The following is a 22,023-nucleotide window of genomic DNA, read 5'->3' on the forward strand; positions in this document are numbered from 1 at the left end:
TCGTCTGGAAGAACCCCCAAAAAGATACAGACGAACATTGTACTTTGATGATTTATAGGGAATTTTATTTGATGTGGCCACCCCAAGAAGGTTATATGATACTTTTGGCCCTACTCGCCTAAGAGTAGTCAAAATAATATAATAAAACATCGAGCGGTTTTTTTAAACAACAAATACCCCTTTAAACCATACATCAATGTTTGTATTGGCAATTTAATATTGGTTATGTATTTGATAGTGACACTGTACTTTTATGATAGTGTCATTATCAACTTGGGTTCAATTAGCCAGGCTCTTATTTTTAAGCTTGTAATTGTAAGGTTAATCGCATATTGAGCGCATCAGCTACTTTGACCAATGTTTCCAGAGAAGGAATAAATGAACTGCTGCCACTTTCAAGGCGAGAGACAACGGACTGCTTGCTGCCTATTTTTTTTGCAAGTTCTGATTGGGTCATGTGGCGCTCTTTGCGTGCATTCGCAATCATTACCGCAATGTTATTAATAATTTGTTCGCGTTCGTAATGCTTTGCAAAATCATCATCCTGCTTGATTTTATTGTCAATAAATTCATTCAAGGTAAGTGCTTTCATTATCGTATACCTCCATCATGCGTTTTTCAGCAAGCTCAATCTCTTGCTTTGGTGCTTTTTGCGATTGTTTTTTGTATGCATGTAAAAGTACTATAATCTCTTTTTGAATACATACATAAAAAAAGCGATAGCCACTGCGAGATGTTTTGATCTTAATTTCCCAGAGCGATCCTTTTATTTGTCTAAATTGTACGCGCGGGCTATCGAAGCCAAGCTCCTCGATGTTTTTCAAGCATCCAGCAATACGCGCGATTTCATCTGGCGGTAAATCGTTTAGGAATTCCGCCACCGGGTTTTTTCCCGATTGTTTTTGGTAGAATTTTACTTTCATAATTAATTATAGCATAAATGTGATAATTTCACCATTGTTAAACCCATGAAGTCCAATTTTTTAGTTAATGGGATTTTGTGATCCTCCCCTTTATAAGTAGGCTTCAACTAATTAGTTGAAGTTTTATCATGTAGGTTTTTATAGCATTTGATTTTATCCATTAACTCATTTTTATTGAGATGAATAATTTTCTTAATTACGAGCTCAGGGTCATGGCTTTGATCTAATAATTGCTTCGCCCATAGCATAAAGACATCATCTTCAGTGAGCATCGTGAATAATATTTCTGGCTTCTCTTTAAATAATAATTCTATAGCACAGGCTGTAAGCCATTTGGTAGGAATTGTGTCTCCATGAGCCATGCTTTGAATGGCCATTGGCGAGAAGCTTTTGTCTTTTTTAAATAATTCTTTTGCTAGCGCATGTAATTTTTCAGAACGGTTGTAAATTGATTGTATTTCGGCAAAAACAGCTTGCATTTGGCGAGTAAAATCCTGCTTTTTATATTCTGCAAGATTTGCCTTGGTTAAAATCGTTAATGCCTCTTCTTTGCTCTGGCCCGAAAGTTTGCTAACGGCGATTTTCATTTGTTGAATGATGCTTGCTATCATTGGTTCAAAAATGTTGAGTTCGACATTGTTTTGATGACAAAGAATTTCAATTTGGTCTAATGTCTCGGTGAACTCATAAGGCAGTCGGAAGCGGAAATCAATTAATGAATTTTGTGGTGTTGGATGTAGCTGTTGATAAATCGCTGTAATATTTTGGATAAATTGTTTAAGTTCAATCAGTTCATTTATGGATAATTTAGCCCATCCGTCAAAAGAGTCGGGGGCATCCATTAGAAATGAGCCATATAAAACCTTTGAGTCAGCTTGTTTTACATAAACTCGCGGAGCTTTCCGTGAGTTTTGTCTAATTTCGAATCTTAAGAGCTTATTCATTAAGCAGCCTCTAATAAAATAAGTGGTGAATTGTTGTTATATTGAGATGCAATCTCTTTTGCATCGTTTAGTCGTGTATATGTTTTGTTTGTTGCTAAATTAACATAGTATTTTTTTCCTGCTTGTTTGTAATGGTGTTTTGCGCGAAATGCAAATACAGGTGTATTGATAACCCCCCCTATTAAGCAGATTTTCATGCTTCTAGTGATGGCTTCGGTATCATGAAGGGTTTCATTAAAGTACTTGCCAAGTATATGATGTTCATTGAGCTCATATAAGCATTTTAAATTGTTCCATCGATTTCCATAATAGCGCATGTAATAGGTAACACCTGTAATATTTATTTTTCTGGCGCGAGTTTCGTAACGTTTATAACTGGAACGCCTCAAGGAATAATAAGGTTTAAACGCTTGCAACATAGGCAGTGTTTCTTGTTGGCCATATAAATAAACAAGATTATTAAACTGTGCGTCAAGCTTCGCTTTTTGCGTTCGTGCGTCCCCTAACTTAATCCTTATCGCCTCTAGCGATTGGATAATGAAGTCAATGCCTTGCTTATCTAGGGTTGGTATGTCATGCAATGATATTTCGGTTTGATACTCCAGGCGCTCGAATGTTCTGAGGGCTTTACATAGCTGCGGGTAATGGATTAGCGTGTCGAGTTCCACGGGTTTTCCCACCGCTTCTTTAAGAGATAATCTATTCCAATAAGAGTAGGAAATCTCTTGGGGTCGCGTACACTGCGGTGTCAATCGTAATGCACTTAGTAAGTCATTTAATGAAAGGCTCAAATCAAGTGGTACTTTTCCCGAGTCTAAAGTAATCATAGCTTCCTCGTTTTTTCTTTTAGTGTCCCAATGACAGAACTTAGTCTATTCGTAATTTTTCTTGAAGTCAACGAATTTATAAAATTTAAATACAAATAATAATCGCGATTAATGTTTACAATATATAGATTTTTTGAGATAATACTCGTGTTCACTTAGGAACAATAAAGAAAAATAAAGGAGTTAAATTATGAATCAATACGATGCTCTAAAGGTGCTTGGTTTATCAGGTCAAGTGACTCAAGAGGATATCAAAATAGCTTATAAACGAGCATGTTCCAAATTTCATCCCGATAAAAATCCAGCAGGCCTTGAAATCATGAAGATGGTTAATTTGGCTTATGACGCATTAAAATCATTCGATGGCAAGGCCTCCATTTCTCAAGATGCGGCACAATATGGGGAAGCCGCGGCAAACGCATTGAATGCAATCAGTGGCCTTAACCTTATTGTAGAAATTTGTGGCGCATGGGTTTGGGTTACAGGAGATACAAAGCCTCACAAAGATTCGTTAAAAGCAGCAAAATTCAAATGGGCACCTAAAAAATCCTGTTGGTATTTCAGACCAGAGGATGCAAAGCGCTCTCGCTCTCAAGGTAATTATTCACTACAAGACATTCGGGAAAAATACGGCAGTGTGCAGTTTTCAGGGTGCGCACCCCTCCATCTACCTTAATACTCCGGCCACCTGCAAAGGTGGCCTTGAGCCTCCTTTTTCTAACAAAGAATAACTTATTGTATAGATCGCCAAATCAGGGACACTACCTAAGGATTTATAATGAAAACAAACAAGAAAGAATTTCACCCTACTACTGAAATGCTACAAACTGCACAAGAATATCTTCAAGCAGAAGCTTATTATATAACTATAGAACCCATTATAAAGGGGATTCAACAAGCGCTACTTACCGAATCTCAATATCGCCATAGGGAAGCCAATAAGGTTATAACAAACCCAAAAGATACATGGCTAATGGGTGATATCGATTTCACTCAATACAGTGATTTACTGCATCACCGCTATTTAGAAAATGGGTTTCAACCAAAATACGGTTATTGTCCCTTGCTTGTCGCTGAAGATGAATTAAGAAAGGCGGGGAAAAAGTTAATCAATTCACTCCATTCAATCACGGGCTTGAGTGCAATGGATGTTATTAACGCTAAAGATGGAAAAGGCTTAGCACACTTTAAGGATTTTATTGAAGTTTCGTTAAGGCTTTTGGTGCCCTACCTAGAATGCGAAAAGTAAATTATATTTATAATAAATATTTACATTTTGTGGTTTTTTGGTATACTGTTTTTGTTCGCTAGGAACATCATAGAAAATTAAAGGAGCTTTACAATGATCAAACACCCACTTCAAATCAACTCCATACTTTATTCCTCTTGGGGTTATGACCAAACCAATATTAATTTCTACCAAGTCATTGAGCTTGTTGGTAATGCTACCGTAGTTTTAAGGGAGTTAGCTCAAGAAATTGATACAAACCCAACTTCATTTATTGGAAAAACAAAACCCATTCTTAATCAATTTATCGGTGACGCTTTTAGAAAAAGACCTAAAGAAAACGGCCTTGTACGCATTGAGTCATTTATTAATGCTTATCCATGGAATGGTACGAGTCGGAATTATTCAACATATAGCTAATACCCCCCCCCTGCGTAAGCAGGGATTCTTGATAAGAAATTATCTTTACAAGCTTACTTAGGAACGTTGATGATGAATATAGCCCCTTTAGAAAGTCACGGATTAATAAAAGAAATAACGATCGTATGGACTATTGATGATGTACAGGAGGTTCGACCCGGTTTGACCAAAGCGCAAGCAAGTGCGGTCTTGTTTCACCTTAAAACCAATCATGACGCAGCTATTGGTATCAACTGGGATGTGATAGGAGCTGTTTGTGATTATTTGTTTGGTAAATAGCTTGAAGGTTAAGCGTGTGGAGGGTGGTGCATGCCCCTCTCTTCATTAATGAGAAATGAATCCGTTAAATAAAAGGAAAATCATGAAATTAAGACTGTACCACGGACGAACGAGCCCTGAACAAAAAATGAATGGCTGGGGATTTGAAGGGCCAATACTTACCGGGGTCGAAGGGATTATATGGACTTATGGAATACCTAGAGTCTTTTTTGTGAGTAGTCATGACTATGAGAAGGCTAAAGAGCTCACAGGGTGGGATGAATTAGGCGATGGATTAGAGATGTCAGTTTTTGAAGATATGATTAAAACAAAGGGAGGGTATTTTGGGGATTGGGAGTTAATATAAAATCAATTCCCTACCAGTAAATGTAAATAATTATTATAAACATTATTTACATTTACTGTAATTCTGTTATACTGTATTTGTTCACTTAGGAACATAATAAAAAAACATAAGGAATTAAAATGATTAAACATTCTCTTCAAATTGGCTCTATTTTTTATAGTTCTTGGGGTTATGACCAAACCAATATTGATTTTTACGAAGTTACAAAGCTTATAGGAAAATGTACTGTGGAGCTTCGTAAAATTGCTCAATCCAAGATTCCTTGTGAACGCGATTACTTCTGCGGTAAGACAAAACCAATTCCAGGTAAATTTATAAGCGACCCCTTAAGAAAGCGGTTAACAAAACTCGGTAATATCAACATTAGTTCATTCGAACATGCCTCCCCTTGGGAAGGAAAAGAGCTTCTATATTCCTCTTACGCATAAAACAATCCAATTAAGAGGAGAGCTGTCTCTCCTTCTCAAGAATAAAGGAGAATACTATGTTTGCCAAATTGATTTTACGATGTTTTTCCCCACTCCATATCGCTGTTGAGTCATTTAAAAAACAAAAAAGGGAAAAGGAAATGATTCATTATCATTTGGGTATAAAGGTTCCCGCAAAAACATGGGGTATTACCACATGGATTATATAAAGTTATGGCAAGAGTTTTCGGATGTTCCTATCAATAGCAGGGACGAAATTGAAGAACGGTTTCTTCATTTTGAAAAAGGAACCGATAAAATTGATATATGGTCGTGGTTTGATCAAAAGTTACCGAAGGGAATTGCATATGAACTTTGTAAATAGATTTGACACGGTATCGTATCTGGCGCTAATAATTTTGCTTAAAGGCTTTATGTCTTGCCCCGCTCAAGCAGCACGTTCATTATCTTTTAAAGCTTCTCCTGCTGTGGGGAAGCATATGTTACACCACCCGACAAAGACGAAGAGGGGCTCTAGCCCGAAACCTAAGAAATCTACGGAAAATTTCAATCACGGCTTTCTTTTTTATTCCATGCAAGATAAGCTCGGGAATTTTGCATCACAGAGCAAGTTCCGGGGCGTAAAGCATGCTAATTTAAAATTTTATTTAATTGATGTTGAGCTTCCTCTTCTGATGAAAAATGAGATCTGTGTTCACCATTTTCCGAAAAAAATAAATGCTCCTTTTCTCCATCTGATTCTTGAAACTCCACTATTAGATACCACTTGGATGGAATATAATATATTGACTTTATAGCGCTCGGGTCAATTGTACCGCGACCCATCCCCTCCTTAATTTGCTCAGTAGTTATTAAATTCATAGAATGTATTCCTTGTGAATCAGTAAGAATTTATCCTGCATACAAAGTTAAAAAATGCAGGGTTGAAAATCATTGACTATTTATGCCTAAAAATAGATCATAAATCAAGGACTAATAAACAAATTAGCAAACAATAAATTTCATTCAATAACTATTTAGATATTCCCGCCAAGTTAGATTTAGGGGTAGTGATGAACAAAAGATTTGCATTCCTATTGGTTATGAGACTCTTAACAAAAATGCTCAAAAGTCAGTTCTTACATTATTGAAAATTCTTAATTGTATATGTGAAGAAAGAGATATGTTATTTCTTACGTATTAACATATCAAAAGGCCATGCATAAATGACAGGCCTTGAGCAAACCCAAGCAATTAAGCGAATTAATTATTTACGAATTATAAATATACTCAGTTTCATCAATAAGTTGATAAATGCATTTTCCATCCAAATATGGCTTTGAAATCTTATCAATAACTTCCTCTGACTCAAGCTGTAGATTCACGAATAACTGGCTACCTACGCTGAGTGCGTCGTTTAAAGAACCATCAAAATTATCATGATGAATGTACCTTAAATGATGTCCAACATGATCGCTCACACTGCAGCCTTCATCATATCCATGAGCCAAATAAAATGATTTTGTTTCAAAATCAAATAATATATGTATCGTTTCATATAGGGGTAAATCAAATCCATTTTCGGTAAAACTCATAAAGCATCTTGGCCATGAGTAAATAATAGGACGCTCAACAATTTCGTATTTTCTATATGACAGATTAATTTCTTCAATTCTAATATTTATTTTATCAAACTCAGAATTATGATGTTCAAACAAATCATCTTTAGAAAATTTCTTAAAATTGTTGTTCATATTTCCCTCTCTAAAAATTTAAGCACAATATAATTATAACTGATTTTTTTTTGCACTAATTTTTCTCCTTAGAATCGTCTTTAATCGATTCTAAAAAGTTAGAGATATCCTGGATAGGATAAAAATTATTTTAGCGTTTTTTATATGTCTATGGGCTAATACTGAGAAGATTAATAGATAATAAAGGAATCAGCAATTTTCACAAAATATTCACAAAAAACATGTCAAGTTAATTTTAATTAATTTAAATAAAAATTATAACTTAGAAGCGGCTGAGCAATAACTCAAAACATATTTTCAAATTATCAATGGCATGTAAGGACTGCTGTTCATGGTTAGTAAAGGATTGCCATCTATCTGATAGTTGGTAACTTGCACTTTGAAGCAAATTTTTCGTATTCGAATTAATAATGTTTTCAGTCCAAATTATCACGGCTAGGTTTTGAAAAAGGGGAATTGCAAAATTTAGGAGATAATATTAATCGTTATAATGATGACGTGTTTGACGTCGGGATTAAGATAAAAACAATTAGTGACAATCAAAAGATTTGCATTCACTTTGTTTCAAATCAATCGAGGAAATCAGAACACTACTTAAAAAAATCAGTTAAGTTTTCTCGCATGGGAGCGAAAGTTTACCTTAAATGCAGCATTCAGTTATGAGCATTATATTAAACCAATACTAAAAACTCTTAGTGCGCTATATTTTATTTCTTCCTCAGCCACGCTTTGTAAGTGCATCGGATAATTACCATTGCATTAATTGTAAAAATTACTGAGTGATAAATGGTTTCGTGATTTGAGATCAAAGTATCTATTTGATTGAGAATTGGAGTGAATAGATTTAATAGATAAGCAAAGATAGATTTTATATATATTAATAATAAAATAAAAATGAAAAACATCACCTTTCGCTTGAGGAAGTGAAAACATAATATTGCTGAATGTGCTTTTATTTGAAGGGACCTAATATTCATTTTTTTAAAAAACCTTGGTTATCACTGGCAATTGAAATGGGTAATTCATCGTAGCAATCATCTCGGAAACAATTATTACGGGTTTTCAGCTGTATTTATAACTTTGATTCGTTCTAATTCATAGGCAATCAGTTTCTAATCGCACATCATTATTCATGATAGCAAAATCCAAAATAGCGCGAATTAGATTTGCACGATGATAGCTTTTAGCTTTTCCTTTGTAATTTATTAAAAGCAATAGCGCATCAAGACGATTCAAATTATTGAGTTTGAGATTTTCAGAATCTGCCTTGAAATATATCTGAATAATATTTGATTTCTTACGAAGAAAATTTAATGCTAATGAATTTAAAATGACCGCAATAGATAAAATTAAAATACTTGCTTGAATAAGCATATTACACGCCTCCATTAATCTAATAGAATCGCATTATTTATAATAATGCGATATTAAAAATTCTATCTATTAGCCAATGTAGTTGCTAGTTTTTGGAATTCACTATCGAGTAAATCCATATCAAATTTATTTAATCCATGCTTATAAGCAAGTTTCCCTAAATCCAATTTTTGTTTATCTTGAATTGCAGAAAGCTTACTTTGAGCATCTGCAATTATGTCCATCAAATTTTTTTCTTTATCAGATAAATTCCCTTTAATTTTAGGCATAATAGTACTCCAAAAATTTCGAATATTTAGAAAATCAATTTTAACATAAAGGTAAATATACCTATATAAAAAACATATATATTTATTAATTGAAACCTCATAATTTTTTGATTATGGAATCTAGTCTAGATGTAGTTTGATTCATTTTAATAATGATGCTTCTCATTGAAATACAGAAACGCACCTAAACAAAAAAAGCACAAACGCGCAATTTCCATGCGCTCTAATAAGCTATCTAGTAAGAATTACTAAGCAGAGGCAAACATTAACATAAATGATCTAATACAAAATACAGCACACCTTTCGTATTTGAATGAATAGTATTATTTGCCTTGTTGACAAAATAAGGTCCCGCTAAATAAACATCATATGTAATGTGAACTACATTACTAAAAATATTACACGTGAAGCTTACAAATTTAACGCGATTAATAATTAGTATTAAATGAATCGAAGCTTCTTAAAGAAGAGCTCACATTAGGTCGATGGATTTCAGTACATATATAAGAATGGGTGAATGAGCTACTGGTTCCATATGTATTGCCATTTAGATCAACACATCCAACCATTGGCAAACCAGAAGCCGGATTAATTCTTGATTCTTTAGAAGTTAAATTTTGACGTAATGAACTTTTTTTTACAACGATCATTTTTTCTTCCTCAGTAAGCTCACGAATAGTAAAAAATTTAATAAATGCTTTTAAAAATTTTATAATTAAAATCATTAATTTCTCCCTTTATAAAAATCCAAATAATTAGATTATAAATGAATACTGAATTGAAAATCACACACACGCAATTTATTTGCGCTTACTAATGATTAAAGCAAAGAAACATTAATTAGTATTCTATAACCAACGTATATTAATAAAGATATATCCACCCCAAAGTAACACACCCCTCGCAACTGTCATTGCTTTTATTTTTTCAAATATAAATCATATAGTTACGAGAGTAATTGGTTTTTAAACTTTTTAATAAGTCAAAAAGCTCAAGGTGTTGATCCACTCTTTAATAATAATCAATATGTTATGATTAGTCAACACCTGATCCACACCTATATAATGATTGCTAATGGAGTAAAATTTAATGGAACACACCCTTTAGACACCCAACCTCACATGATATAATTCTAGTACTTAATATGAGATCAACCTAGTTCAAAACCATAAAGAGGGTCATATGCCGAAGGCTTATTGTTACTTAACACAAAAAACAATCGATCAATTAGATGCAATCAAACAAGAGGAGGATCACTCCTCATCATCTCAAACCATGAAAGAAATGATCGAGTTGGGTATTAAGGTCTACCTACACAACAAAGAAAATCCTCCCTTAAGTGAAGACGAAAAATTACGTATCGAAAAAGAGGCCGAACTTAATAAGCAGCACACCACACACTTATTAAGATTATTAGGAATTAGCGCTGATATTTTCCGTTGCGTTTACGAAAAAAATAAATTGGCAGGTGAATCAAATACAGCAGACGAGCACATCGCAGAACTTAAGAAAAAGGTAGACAATTTTATCGAAGGATATATCAATAACTAAAACAAGAAGCAGATTTAATTTTGTAAAATTAATTCAATTAAATCTGCTAAAATGAACCCGAAATAACTTAGGATGGTTGTGATAATAACTGCTTAACTTGCAAATAACTGATGTACACAATGAGTATAATTGCCATTAAGGAAATGCTTAAACTACCCCAGTAGAAAAGTTCATTCCAATTTGTAAAATGGAGTACTTTATCTACAAATTCTAATAATAAAAAATACATTATCCATATCCCAATAAGGACGTATGATAACCATTTGTTAATGCTAAAATAATAACTTTGTATACCATTTATTATTACTAAAAGCACAAAGAACGGCAAAGAAAATAAATAGTATAATAGTTGCGTTCCAGATGGCTCATAAGAAAATCCAAAGAAATTATCCGGGTTCGTTGAACAAGCGATTGCCACATACAGAAATATAAGATAAAGGGCAGCCCCGTTTACTAAGGATAAAGTCATTAATCCAATAAATTTTTTCATTTTAATTCCTAGGTAATAAGTTTTTCTCGAATTTAATATATTTGCATTTCCTCTCGTTGAAGCGTTTTTATTTTATCAATTGACATGGTTTTTTCCTTAGGTATTTCCAAGTTAAGCTTACTGGAAATAGACTCTAAGCACTCCGCAATTTTTTCTGAGGTTACTTCAATTTTATTTGTATTACTCATAAATTTATCAATGCTTACCGCCTTACTCAGAGCCTCAACAACACCAGGAATACCCCTTAATTTACTTATATCGTTAAAGTCTTTTTCTCGTTGGGGAATTACAATTTTCACAGATTTCCCATGATTTTTTAAACGCTCAATAGCTTCAATAATTACCTTGTCTTTACCGATGGGTTTGCCATCATTATCAAGACAAAGCACAACCTTATCAGTTAAAAGATCCATGTGAATAGTTTTAAAATTGCCTTTACCTAGCGTTGTAATAACACGTTCATTAGGCACCGCATCGCGGACACTAAGGGCTGTTTCGCCTCCCTCTGCTAAGTATGTAACTGAGTCCTTCTCACCTTTATTTAAGATAACACCCGAACCATTTTTATCTCCATAAGACCTTTTTGATTTTATTCCTAGAGATGCTTTATTCCCGGTCAGTTTATCTAAATACACCGCTTCAACTGCTGTCACTTTATTGCCTTTATCTCGGGACAAATATAGGAGTGCAGGCTTATGCTGTTCAGCCTCAGTTTTTTTGGTAAACACTCCAGGGTGATATCGTAGATTGTCACCGGACACATGATGAATCCCTCTAATTTCCGTTAAATATTTTTCAGCCAAAGTCCCATTTATTGGTTTTGATTCGCGAGCTAATTGTAATGCATAATCTTGAGTTTTATTGGGCTCACTTTTCTTGATTTCTTTGGGCTCGTACTGTCTATTCCCCCTTTCTTTTAACTGTTCCTTTAAATCATCTCCCGTTAATTTAGCGGCATAAGAAAGACTTTGTTTGAAATCCAAGTTTAACGTTTTTTGTATCAGATGGAGCAAATTTCCCTTTTCCAAAGTTTCATGGTTGTACCAAACTCCTCTCTTATCCCCATGCAAACAAATGACCAAACTTCCATAAGTACCATAACGATACTCTTTCTTAGAAGAAAGTTCCCTATTAGGTTGCCCAAGCAAATTCTCGAGAATCACTTCGGCATGATTCGACAGATTTTGCGAAATGATATTTGCATCATAATAAGGTCTGCTCGCTAACTTAACAGGTTTACTCTGTCTAATGTTCTGGGATTTTCTTGGGCTATTTTGCACCTCTTTAGTACTGGTTTTAATATTGGGATTAATACGATTTAACGCTTCTAAGGCTGATGTTTTTTCAGGAGTAACACGAAGCTGAGCTTGTAATTTATTTCGATCATCGGTGTAGAGCATCGCGTGCAATGAGCCTCGCGTTACCATGATATAGAACGAACGAAAGTGATTTACCTTATCATTGCCTGTCTCAGCTACTCCAATCACAAAAGGAGAAGAAGCCCCCTGAATTGAATAACTGGTTGCTGTATAGCTGTAATCCCAGTGAGCATCTTTCATATCATCTTTACTCAAGTGGTGCTCTGAACCGGAACTGTCTTTAACAACTATAGCCCCCTCTTTAGCCTGAGTTACTTGTAAGCGCTCGTTAGCAAATCGTTCCAAAGATTTATCTGACTTCTTAAAGTGAATTTTTTCACCAACAGAGATTTTTGCCGGAGCTGATTGAAACAATTCAATTTTCCAATCTTTATTTTCTTTTTCAGGAACAAAAAAAGATTTATTTCCTTTTAAATCCTCTAGCAAAACAACCTTTTTCGACTCATCAATCGATGTCACTTTAAAATATTCGCCTTCTCGTTTTAAATAAAATGTGCCTTTATTCAGACATTCTTGATATGTTTCGCAAAAATAAAGCTCCGCCGTTGTGTAGTTGGTGCTCAGTAACCTGGGAAATGAGATATTCTCCGCACCAAGTGTTTTCTCTTGAATTAACGCCTCTCGAATAAGATTATTTGCGAGCTCTCTTTTTTTATTTTCATGAATAATCACTATGGTTTTGTCCCGAACCTTATCGGTTCGAGACAAATAATCGCCCACAGCCATTTTAAGACACTTATTGTCATTCAATCCTTCTTCCCTGTCCTCTCCTTTTTGTACCGCAGATAAGCGATTGTCTAACGACTCATTCGTTACCACTAACGAGGAGGTTAATTCGTGGTAAGGGCTATTCGTATCTTTTCGCTCAATAAGATCTCGCGGGAGAGCGCTTAATTGCGCTAACGCTTTTTCTGGATCTCCTTGGATTAAGGTTTCAACGGCGTTTTTATATTCGATAACCTGCTGTCGCACGATATCGTCCATGCACGCTACGCGTATGCTTCCCTCTTGCATCATTAGTTTGCTAGGCTTTCCACTTTCGATACTTTGATGTTGGCTTACATCACCTAATAAGGTACACCGAGCTCCTGAATCTTTAATTACTTGAACAAGACTGGCGCAATCCCTATTGGAAACCATTGACGACTCATCAAGTAGCACAAGGACATTCGAAGATAAAGTAGGTTCTTGCTCTTGAGCAATAAGAAAGCTTTTCAAGGTCTGAGACTCTATCCCTAAAGCCCTCATTTCTTTTACCGCTTGATGCGTAGGAGCCACTGCAATGATTTGCATCTCTTCTTTAACCATAGAAATTGCGTATTGAATGGTATCGATCGCCGTTTTGGTCATCGTAGTTTTTCCTGTACCCGCATATCCTTGAATCATATTAAATTGATCTGGGGATGTTGTGATTAGTTCACAGGCTTCTTTTTGACCTTTAGTTAATTGAGCCGATACTAATTGTTTCCGGGCATCCTCTTCAGTGATTAACGGTTTCACCGAATTAATGCCTGATTTAACCGTAGAGATTATTGACTCTTCGAAAAACACTGCCTCTTTTGTCGTTAAAAAGTCATTGCCACCTGCGATTAATTCTCCTTTTTCAAGTAAATAATCCAATTTTTCATTTAACTCTTTATAATCCACACGTCCTATGACCTTATGGATAGCCGCTTCAAGTAATTCGCTACGTTTAAATGCCGCTTCTCGCTCTCCAAGATGAGCGATTGCAAAGGCCAATGCTTTTTCACTGTCCTCCTTAATTGGTTTTTCTAAGGATAAACGAGTTAATGCATCTTCTAGTGCCATAATGAGTTGTTTGCTGCTGGCATTATCGAGCACTAGAGCACCATGGTGCCTTTGTGCTGCTTCTAACGTTAAAGAAATTGCGGTCTGTTTAGGTGAAGCCTTTTGGGCATAACGATTGGCTTTATCTACATCATCAGTAACAATATGCAATTCTTCCTTGCTTGACTCTGACAGCAAAGAAACAATATTTTGGCGTAGTGAGTATGCGGGCATTGTTGCGATGATTCGATCTGTGGATTTAAAGTCATGGGCATAGATTGTCTTCGTATACGCATAATTCATAGGAAAATGCTTTTCAGTATCCAGATCCAAATGAATCGTGTCTTTACCTGACTTGATTTTAATCCCATGAGGAGTAAATTCAGATACTTCATATTGAGCCCCTAAACGTATCCCTTCTAACGCAAGATTTCCAGTAGCAACAAGTTTTTCCCCAATAGCCACAGGCATTTGGGTTGGTTCATAGATTTGTGTTGTTTTCGATAATTTATTTGTCGAAATCATGGATTTCATTCCATGCGCATTTCGTATTATGAGCTGGTTTGCTTGTTCATTAACCCCAATTACTTTTAATTTCTGCGAAACAGAACGTGTTTTTTGAATGAGTATCATCCCTTCTTGATAACTCTTTGCCATTTTTTTCTCACTTTCTGTTAACGAAATAGGCGTTAATATAGAAATAATACGCTCCTCCTTTGATAGCTCACCGTGTTCTTTGAGCTGAGTACGTATAGACTGATTCACTTCATTTGCCTCCAATTTGGAGTGAGTTAGTATTTGGGTATTTTTTCTCTGAGTGCTGGTAAGAGATTGATAGAGTTGTGCCGTTTTAAGGATTCGATCTTCTTTTTTTCGCGCCTCCACCAAGGTAATATTGGTTTGACGTAACGGTCTATCATTAACATCGATTGTATTCATCTGGGCTTTATCTAACAGCTCGGGGATATCCGATTTAAAGCCAGTTATGGACTGAGACTTCTCTAAAAAAACGACTTTGGCTAAACGTTGTTCCGCAATAGAAAGCAATTTATTTAAGTCATCTGGAGACAGGCGTTGCGAATCATCAACAATCAGCAATTCACGTTCCTTTTTACTGTTAAAAAAAGGCAGACGATGTTCCGATTCGTGACGGTAATTAAAACCAGACACCGTATCACATAAATCTTCTTTACCTATAGAGAGCACCCACTGCCATAATGTGGATGGCCGTTTCGTAAATTCTTGATTGATGTTTTGAGAAGTGAGTGCGGTGGGGGATAAGATTCGAACCTTTTTAGACTCTTCCGCACAGTCAATCAGCGTGCTTAATACTTCACGGGATAAAGCACTTTGTTGCCTTATCCGCACAAGGCTGTCTTTGGATGACAACGCCTCAGTGACCACTTTTTGGATATGCTCATTGCCCCCTTCTTTTTCTTTTCCCCAATGAATCGCTTTTTTTTGCGATGGAAATTGGTTAATTCGATTAAGAAGTTCGTGTTCTTTTTTGATCAAATCTGGAGTAGTGAAACGAGTATCCTCTTCATTAAGCGGAATAATTTTTTTTTCTTTAAGTACATTGTCTATTTGAGCTAATAATGTCTCAAAGTTATGCTCACCCATAGAAAAGTACAGACTAGTTTGCAAGAGTTCATGATGAGTAAAACTTAACTTCTTTTCTTCTAAATGCTTAATTGCATACATCACGTTCATACCCAATTCATCCGAGCTCACCTGGGAATCCTTTACCGAGCGCGATTGAGCCGTCTTTTCTTTTAATTGTGAAAAATAAGAGGAAGGGTCAATACCAAAAACGTTACTTTCATTGGTCCACCGCTCACGCAATGCTTCAGGGGAAACCACGGTTTTTTCTTTTCGAGAATCAAGAGTTGCTCTATCGTATGCTTTTAATGAGCTAGAGCGCATTCCTTTAACTTCTTCCTTAACTTGTCCTCGCCGTTTTGATAAACATTCTAAAAGGCCTTTATCAAAGTGTTTAATTTCGAAAAGCCCATGGGCATCACCAGTACTTTCTATTTCCAACCCCATCTCATTCAAACCTAATGCAATCTCAGAACGATAAATCAGACCTAATAAAATCTGATTATTCATAATCCATTCCATGGTTCCGTGATTACGACTAATATCTGAAGCAAGAGCACGCCATTTTCCGTCCAGACGCTCTGTAAAATTCATCATTAAGGCATGGACATGAAGTTGTGGATCGAGTTCTCTTGACGTATCGTGAAGAATGGTTGCAAAACAAAGATTTCCGGTATGTTCATATTCCACCCCGGACTTTCCTGTTTTTCGTGCCTGTGCGGCTTCTTTCTCAATCACCTTTAATACCGTTTTTACTGCATTTAAGTGCAGATCAATAAATTCTTTATGTCCTGCAACCAAGCCAAGATAGGAAACCGATTTAGGTGCTGAAAAAGTTAAATCATAGCCTCCACGGTGTTTGATCTCACCTTGATGGGTTTGGAATCCGATCACATCCCCACTAGGCAAAACACCACCAACAAGTTGTTCTAGGGTCTGAACCTCTACCTCACCCGATAAGTTTTGTTTTTCTGCACTGAAACCAACCCATTCAGTCGTAAGTTGGTTTGAGAAATAATAATTTTCCTTGTCATAATAATAAGACGCTTTTTTGATTGGCTGCACACGAAGACTTAACATCATTGATTCCTTAGATTAAAAAATTGATTCCATATCCCATTCGGATTCTTTACTTTTGGATGAAGAGGTAGGCTTTGTTTCTAAACGTGAATCACTTGATTCAAGATTTTCGAGTAACGATTCAAATGCAGTATGCTGCGCTACTTCGACAGGCAGCTCACGAGGGATAAATCCTTCTGATTTGGCTTTTCTTTTTTGAAGTTTAAGTTCGAGTTTAGTAATGGGAAACTCTCCAGGGAGGCGCAAATAACAAGACAGTGGCGCTAAATTCATAATCTCGGGGTAGGTAACTAAAGGGCGAGTAATTCTATTTTTCCCTAATGAAATACCATCACGAATTGAATTTGCCCCATAAGAGTAGTTTTCTCGTGTATCATCAATCTCCTCCTCACCTAACTCTTTGCTCACTAGTTGCGCCATCTGACTGCTAGGACTTGCAAAAAAAGCACGCGTATTGAGCAAGTCAAATATTTCAGAAGCCCCACTTCGTCCATATACTTTCTCAAGTTGACTATAACTTTGCATTCCTAATAAAAAGCAACCTCCAAATTTTCGCACCTCTGCTATGGTTTCTCCCAGTAATGGTAATTTATGTAAACTGGGTAACTCATCACAGATAAACCAAATACGGCGATTAGCATCCTCCTCCAGACTTAAAAGAGTAAGCGAGGCCATCGCAATCCACATGGATATGAGTGGCTTTAATGATTTATGCTGCTCCCCATTTGATGAAATAAAAAGCCATCCTGATAACTCTTTATTTAAGAGGTAATCCCTGATTGAAAATGCTTCTTGTCCTGATTGTTCCAGTCCATTCAAAGAGTGGAGCGACTTAAGGTATGTTGTGATCACTGAACGAATCGAGATGGCGGTTTTTTCAATTTTACTACTGACTAACGTGGCCGCAGCCGTTCCTACAAGATAGGGCTCAAGCTCATCAAACTCTCCAGTGACCAAGAGTCGTAATAGCTTCGATAAAGAACGGTCCTTATCTTCCCTCATGCGACTGGCTACCGACGCGAACACGGTGCGCGCCGCATTTACCCAAAAGGGATCGTTTTCTCCATGCATAGGAATTAGGCTTTCTGCCATATTCTCCAAAAGTTCATCTTTGGGCGCTTCCCGCCATAAATCCCAATTCGCACAACGCTCATCAAACGGATTCAGTAAAATATCATGGCCTTCTTGAAAATAAGCTTGAGTAAACGTACACCCTTTGTCATAGACAATAACCCGATCCCCCCGAGCACGAATCACGTCCATCAATTTCATAATGAATTGACTTTTACCCATACCCACCGTGCCATGGACTAACAAATGCTGTACTTCGGAATTCTTTATTAATGGTAATCCATCAAGATTCAGGTCTGAGTTTTGCTTCTGTTTGATGATTTGTTGTTTCAGTTCGGAAGCAGGAACTTGAGATGCGCCACGAATAAATTGATTATCGGTTTGAGACTTTCCTCTTCGAATAAAATAGGCCGCCAAACAAAGCCCCACGATACAAGCCAATACAAACCCAATGAGTGCTGACTGGCCTACCCTATCCACCATGTGGCGCGCATTCGTCTCAAAATAGGAGTAGTTCATGATTTGCTTTACAGATTGGTGATAAGTTTTCCCATTAAATGACAACGTAAAGGTGTGTGATTTACCGGAGAAATCGAGCAAAGAAGCATAGTAATAAGCCAGTGCATGAGTGAGTTTCTCTGTAGGGAGTAGCAACCAAGAAATAAGACACGTAAAAACAACCCACAAGCAAAAACATACGGTCACTAGCGTTTTGGTGATTTGATCCCACATCCTCAAATTATGAAAACTTATTTGCCCCCCACGGGTATAATGTTTGAAATTAGGCTCGGCCTGCATCAGTTAGTTCTCCTTTTTTAGACAAAGCTTACGCGGCCACTGAGAATAAATGGCTAAAATAAGCTCTATTTGTTGGTGTTTAGATTAGGCGGTTGATTATTATTTTTTATTCACCCATTGATTTACCAAATCGAATAAAACACTGGCTCCAACGCGGCTCATTTCCATGCTTAATACAATGTAGGATGCAAATAAGGCCACGAAGTAGGAAAAACCAAGAAATATTCGGAACGCAAAAGGATCAGGGCATTGCATTACAAAACAGCAACAAGCCCCAAACACGGCGATAAAGACCCAACCGACTTGATTTAACTTTTTGACTAATAAAGAGCCAGTTTGAATCCGATGGTTTAAATGGATTTTGATTAGATAGTATTGTGTGAGCGAAGGAAGGAGCATCACTACGCCGACAAAAGTTATTAAAAAAGAACTTAATAAGATATCAAATACGAGCTCTCTGCTAACAAGAATAGAACCATTTCTAAGTGAAGACTCTACGTAACATGTCGCTAACAAAACGATGAATCCCATTTTCCAAAAACAACCGCCAATGAGTGTTAAAAGTCCCGAGTAATAAGCGCGCACTGGAACCACATCAAAATCGAGTGAAGGCAATAGCGCAATATCCGCTTTTATCGCTTGTTTTAATTCCGATTCATTCATTAGATTATTCCTTAGGATGTAATTGATTTTCTTTGAGCCAGTTTTTAGGATTTAGCGTATTTTTCTTAGCCTCCTCCCTCCCGCCCATAACTGTGGTTTGTGTTTCATGAGCAATAACCTCATGTTGTTCCGTCATGCGTTGATTACCTTGGTCTATTTGAACCTGTTTTTGCAACACATTATGACCCACTTGCTGTTGCAATTCGTGAGCTTTTTGAGAATCTACTCCCAGGTCTAAGGTGCTGGCGCTTTGTCCCATTCGGTTACTGTTCCCATGATATTGAGTTGCCAACTCGTGCTCTTTTCCTTCCAGGCGATTGTTCTCTTTAGCATAATAAGCATGAACCTCATCTTTATGTTGAGCTCCTCCGAACTCAGAGATTAACGCATCTCGGCGCTGGGCAATAAAATCCTGTCCCAACGTATTTAATTGATGTAAGGACTGGGAATCACCGGGATGGCTAAAGAGCTCATCTCGTTGAGATTGACCAACACGCTGCTCCACATATTTGGGAAACGCCTGATTTAAATCTGTTGTAATTTGTGAGCCATGGGATTCCACATAACTTTTAGCTTGGCTAATACGTTGTGATTTGGCCATACTTGCATCGTAGCTATGACTTGCTGTTTGGGCATCCCGTAAATCCGCTCCGAGTTGTGAACTTAAACTGGCTGCAGTCGAATGGCTCTCATCAAAATGATGCGTTTGGGCAAAGTTTTTGACATAATTCATCGCATTATTAAAGTCTTGAGCTTGCCGTGCAGAAATGGATGCATCCGCTCCACTATGAGAACGTGCACTGTCCGAAGAAGAACCTTCTGCTTTAACATGCGCATCAACACCCGCACTAAAGCCTGTTCCAAATTTAATCACCTTGCCAGCAAGACTGCTGTCGGATCGAACCCCTGCATGACCACCAATCCCATTAGAAATAAGGCGTGAATATGCTTCTTCGGTACTCACTCCTGTTCGACTCGCGACATCTTCAGCAATATGCTTCATGGTCGATAAGGCTTTTGAAAATTGGCCTGAATCACTCTGAGAAACCCCATCCCCCAATCGCAAATCGTGTCCCGAAAGTTGAGACAGTTGCAATCCACGATGTGCTGCATTAGACAAAGCCGTTTGGTAATGAGCCGATTGATTGCGCGCGGCTTGCGTAGTCTGTTCATAAGCATCATTCAATGAGGCACTTAAACCATCTGATGAATTAATGGATACCGCATTTCGAGACATGCCCGGACCCATATCAAATACGGTTTCGCCACTTCCTGTTACTGTTTTTAATACCCCACTTCCCATTTGCTCTGTACGCATTCCATGTAAATGGGTCCAATTCGAATCATGTTTGTTTGCGGACATATTATTCGCATTCGTATTATAAAAACTGGTTTGGCCAATACTAAACGACCCACTGGCTGCTTCACTTGCGGCCGACATACTAGAACCTTGCATATGGCTCATCATGGAGGTGGCTAAATTATTAAATGCGCCACTAAAATTGGTGACAAAGCCTAAGGAAATAAAGGGAATCATCATCATGATAAATCCGCAAGTTCCTGCTACATCGGCATGTAATTCATCAATTTTATCCAAGTTAACCATGGAAAATTGACCAAACTCACTTGAGGAAGAAGCCCCATACGCAGTCATCCCCACATTTAATATGGCGAACATAACCGGCCAAAATTGCAATGAGATAAAAAACTGAAGGTATCCTGACAAAATTTTTATGCCATTGGGCAGACTGGTTAATACGAGAATCAATGGAAAGACACCAAAGAGCAACATGGTTAAGCAGGTATGCATAATGGGTAAAATCCATAGGGCTTTATGCTCCATAGCTTGCCAACTCCAACGATGCTGTACTTGAGACTTAGAGAATTGCTGATTGACAACACCTGCTGTAGCATCCGTAAATGCTTGATAATTTCCTATTCCATCTCGCATTGCATTGATCATCATACTTTGCAAAAAGATATTACTGGAGGTATCGGTTAAGCCTTGGTAATACTCAAAAGAAGACTTTAGATGAGTTTCAAATAAGTTCTGATACGTCGTGTTTTGAGGTTTTCCAAAAAGACTCACGCCAAAAATTTTATATGCTCTATTAATTTCCTGTTCTAATTTTTTACGCAAACTGTAAGTGCCTTTTTCTGAAGCGGCCTCTTTACACGTCACCAACTTATCGCCTACTTGAATCATCCTTAATGGGGAGGCTTTAGCTGATATTAAATTCCAAATGTCTTTTGACTCAGACAACTCGCCTACGCTGTACTTACGATTAATACGAATGTCCCCAACGACACAAACGCGGAAATAATCGTTCATTTCTTCTTTTAACACCGGATCGGTAATGCGAAATGAGGTGGCAGCCTGTACCAGACGTGAACCAAACAAAGCTCCGGTACGTGTATAAAGTAACTCCTGCGGCATGGGATTACGATTTCCGATTGGAATGCTCATCAACATGTCATAAGTTTGCGCAAGCCCGTAGCCTACCGTAGTAATTAGAGAGGCGGTTAGGGCAAAAACCACCGGGACATTATCCACTAATTTAACTTTTTGCGCGGTGATGTCTTCTATTTCTACTGTAGTTTTAGGAAGAATAACCACGTTCGTACAAAGCACATAGGCAACAAACCAACGAGCAAATATCATGGGATCGCGTGCTTTTAAAAAGCCGGCAGAAACCATAATGATCCCGGCAAGAGCAGTAATCCGCAGTAATCCTTCAAAACTGTCTTGTTTAAGAAACGCCGCCAGTGCATTGAGGACTAGCTCAAACAACTCGCCACAAGCAAGCACATGAATCGTAACCATAGTATT

Annotated in this window: 22 protein-coding genes; 9 read left to right on the forward strand and 13 right to left on the reverse strand. The window is 37.1% G+C overall.

The window, feature by feature from the left end; all coding sequences use genetic code 11:
• Positions 1–301: 301 nt before the first annotated feature.
• The 4 genes from BN3124_RS00335 to BN3124_RS00350 all read right to left on the reverse strand — a co-directional run bounded on the left by BN3124_RS00335 (position 302) and on the right by BN3124_RS00350 (position 2,694).
• Positions 302–592 (reverse strand): helix-turn-helix domain-containing protein, encoded by a 291-nt coding sequence (locus tag BN3124_RS00335; protein WP_058532891.1) that lies wholly within the window; start codon positions 590–592, stop codon positions 302–304.
• The gene (locus BN3124_RS00340; protein ID WP_058532892.1) at positions 570–923 is read right to left on the reverse strand and encodes a type II toxin-antitoxin system RelE/ParE family toxin; all 354 of its coding nucleotides are present in this window, start codon (positions 921–923) and stop codon (positions 570–572) included. The genes BN3124_RS00335 and BN3124_RS00340 overlap by 23 nt, the downstream gene beginning before the upstream one ends.
• Positions 924–1,030: 107 nt before the next feature.
• Complete coding sequence (locus tag BN3124_RS00345) at positions 1,031–1,867, reverse strand: hypothetical protein (RefSeq protein ID WP_058532893.1); 837 nt, start codon at positions 1,865–1,867, stop codon at positions 1,031–1,033.
• Positions 1,867–2,694: a hypothetical protein gene (locus tag BN3124_RS00350; RefSeq protein ID WP_058532894.1), complete on the reverse strand. Its 828-nt coding sequence runs from the start codon at positions 2,692–2,694 to the stop codon at positions 1,867–1,869. The genes BN3124_RS00345 and BN3124_RS00350 overlap by 1 nt, the downstream gene beginning before the upstream one ends.
• Before the next feature lie 190 nt (positions 2,695–2,884).
• Here BN3124_RS00350 and BN3124_RS00355 point away from each other — a divergent pair, with 190 nt between their 5' ends.
• From BN3124_RS00355 to BN3124_RS00385, 8 genes are all read left to right on the forward strand, one after another.
• Positions 2,885–3,370 carry a DnaJ domain-containing protein gene (locus tag BN3124_RS00355; protein ID WP_058532895.1) on the forward strand — a complete coding sequence of 162 codons (486 nt, stop codon included), beginning with the start codon at positions 2,885–2,887 and terminating at the stop codon, positions 3,368–3,370.
• 102 nt (positions 3,371–3,472) lie between these two features.
• Positions 3,473–3,943, forward strand: a complete 471-nt coding sequence (locus BN3124_RS00360; protein WP_058532896.1) for a hypothetical protein — start codon at positions 3,473–3,475, stop codon at positions 3,941–3,943.
• Between the two features lie 93 nt (positions 3,944–4,036).
• The gene (locus BN3124_RS00365; RefSeq protein ID WP_058532897.1) at positions 4,037–4,342 is read left to right on the forward strand and encodes a hypothetical protein; all 306 of its coding nucleotides are present in this window, start codon (positions 4,037–4,039) and stop codon (positions 4,340–4,342) included.
• Positions 4,343–4,411: 69 nt separating this feature from the next.
• The gene (locus tag BN3124_RS00370) at positions 4,412–4,621 is read left to right on the forward strand and encodes a hypothetical protein (protein ID WP_058532898.1); all 210 of its coding nucleotides are present in this window, start codon (positions 4,412–4,414) and stop codon (positions 4,619–4,621) included.
• Between the two features lie 82 nt (positions 4,622–4,703).
• A complete protein-coding gene (locus BN3124_RS00375; RefSeq protein WP_058532899.1) occupies positions 4,704–4,967 on the forward strand; it encodes a hypothetical protein in 264 nt (87 codons plus the stop codon).
• 119 nt (positions 4,968–5,086) lie between these two features.
• Positions 5,087–5,395: a hypothetical protein gene (locus tag BN3124_RS00380; RefSeq protein WP_058532900.1), complete on the forward strand. Its 309-nt coding sequence runs from the start codon at positions 5,087–5,089 to the stop codon at positions 5,393–5,395.
• 56 nt (positions 5,396–5,451) lie between these two features.
• Complete coding sequence (locus BN3124_RS17040; RefSeq protein ID WP_155522655.1) at positions 5,452–5,604, forward strand: hypothetical protein; 153 nt, start codon at positions 5,452–5,454, stop codon at positions 5,602–5,604.
• Positions 5,605–5,742: 138 nt separating this feature from the next.
• Positions 5,743–6,192 carry a hypothetical protein gene (locus BN3124_RS00385; protein WP_058532901.1) on the forward strand — a complete coding sequence of 150 codons (450 nt, stop codon included), beginning with the start codon at positions 5,743–5,745 and terminating at the stop codon, positions 6,190–6,192.
• A 453-nt stretch (positions 6,193–6,645) separates the two neighbouring features.
• Here BN3124_RS00385 and BN3124_RS00390 read toward each other — a convergent pair whose 3' ends face one another.
• The 4 genes from BN3124_RS00390 to BN3124_RS00405 all read right to left on the reverse strand — a co-directional run bounded on the left by BN3124_RS00390 (position 6,646) and on the right by BN3124_RS00405 (position 9,496).
• A complete protein-coding gene (locus BN3124_RS00390; RefSeq protein WP_058532902.1) occupies positions 6,646–7,128 on the reverse strand; it encodes a hypothetical protein in 483 nt (160 codons plus the stop codon).
• A gap of 1,095 nt (positions 7,129–8,223) precedes the next feature.
• Positions 8,224–8,502 carry a hypothetical protein gene (locus tag BN3124_RS00395; protein ID WP_058532903.1) on the reverse strand — a complete coding sequence of 93 codons (279 nt, stop codon included), beginning with the start codon at positions 8,500–8,502 and terminating at the stop codon, positions 8,224–8,226.
• Between the two features lie 62 nt (positions 8,503–8,564).
• Positions 8,565–8,771, reverse strand: coding sequence for a hypothetical protein (locus tag BN3124_RS00400; RefSeq protein WP_058532904.1), 207 nt, complete (start codon positions 8,769–8,771; stop codon positions 8,565–8,567).
• A 428-nt stretch (positions 8,772–9,199) separates the two neighbouring features.
• The gene (locus BN3124_RS00405; RefSeq protein ID WP_058532905.1) at positions 9,200–9,496 is read right to left on the reverse strand and encodes a hypothetical protein; all 297 of its coding nucleotides are present in this window, start codon (positions 9,494–9,496) and stop codon (positions 9,200–9,202) included.
• 457 nt (positions 9,497–9,953) lie between these two features.
• Between BN3124_RS00405 and BN3124_RS00410 the strand changes: the two genes are divergently transcribed.
• Positions 9,954–10,322, forward strand: a complete 369-nt coding sequence (locus BN3124_RS00410) for a hypothetical protein (RefSeq protein WP_058532906.1) — start codon at positions 9,954–9,956, stop codon at positions 10,320–10,322.
• A 67-nt stretch (positions 10,323–10,389) separates the two neighbouring features.
• Here BN3124_RS00410 and BN3124_RS00415 read toward each other — a convergent pair whose 3' ends face one another.
• From BN3124_RS00415 to traG, 5 genes are all read right to left on the reverse strand, one after another.
• Positions 10,390–10,812, reverse strand: coding sequence for a hypothetical protein (locus BN3124_RS00415; RefSeq protein ID WP_058532907.1), 423 nt, complete (start codon positions 10,810–10,812; stop codon positions 10,390–10,392).
• 32 nt (positions 10,813–10,844) lie between these two features.
• On the reverse strand, positions 10,845–16,664 hold the full coding sequence (traI, locus tag BN3124_RS00420; RefSeq protein ID WP_230849021.1) for a conjugative transfer relaxase/helicase TraI: 5,820 nt from the start codon (positions 16,662–16,664) through the stop codon (positions 10,845–10,847).
• A gap of 12 nt (positions 16,665–16,676) precedes the next feature.
• Positions 16,677–18,530, reverse strand: a complete 1,854-nt coding sequence (traD, locus tag BN3124_RS00425; protein WP_058532909.1) for a type IV conjugative transfer system coupling protein TraD — start codon at positions 18,528–18,530, stop codon at positions 16,677–16,679.
• Positions 18,531–18,629: 99 nt separating this feature from the next.
• On the reverse strand, positions 18,630–19,193 hold the full coding sequence (locus tag BN3124_RS00430) for a hypothetical protein (RefSeq protein ID WP_058532910.1): 564 nt from the start codon (positions 19,191–19,193) through the stop codon (positions 18,630–18,632).
• Positions 19,194–19,197: 4 nt separating this feature from the next.
• A complete protein-coding gene (gene traG / locus BN3124_RS00435; RefSeq protein ID WP_058532911.1) occupies positions 19,198–22,017 on the reverse strand; it encodes a conjugal transfer mating-pair stabilization protein TraG in 2,820 nt (939 codons plus the stop codon).
• Positions 22,018–22,023: the final 6 nt, after the last annotated feature.

Source organism: Legionella saoudiensis, from assembly GCF_001465875.1.
Lineage (GTDB): Bacteria > Pseudomonadota > Gammaproteobacteria > Legionellales > Legionellaceae > Legionella > Legionella saoudiensis.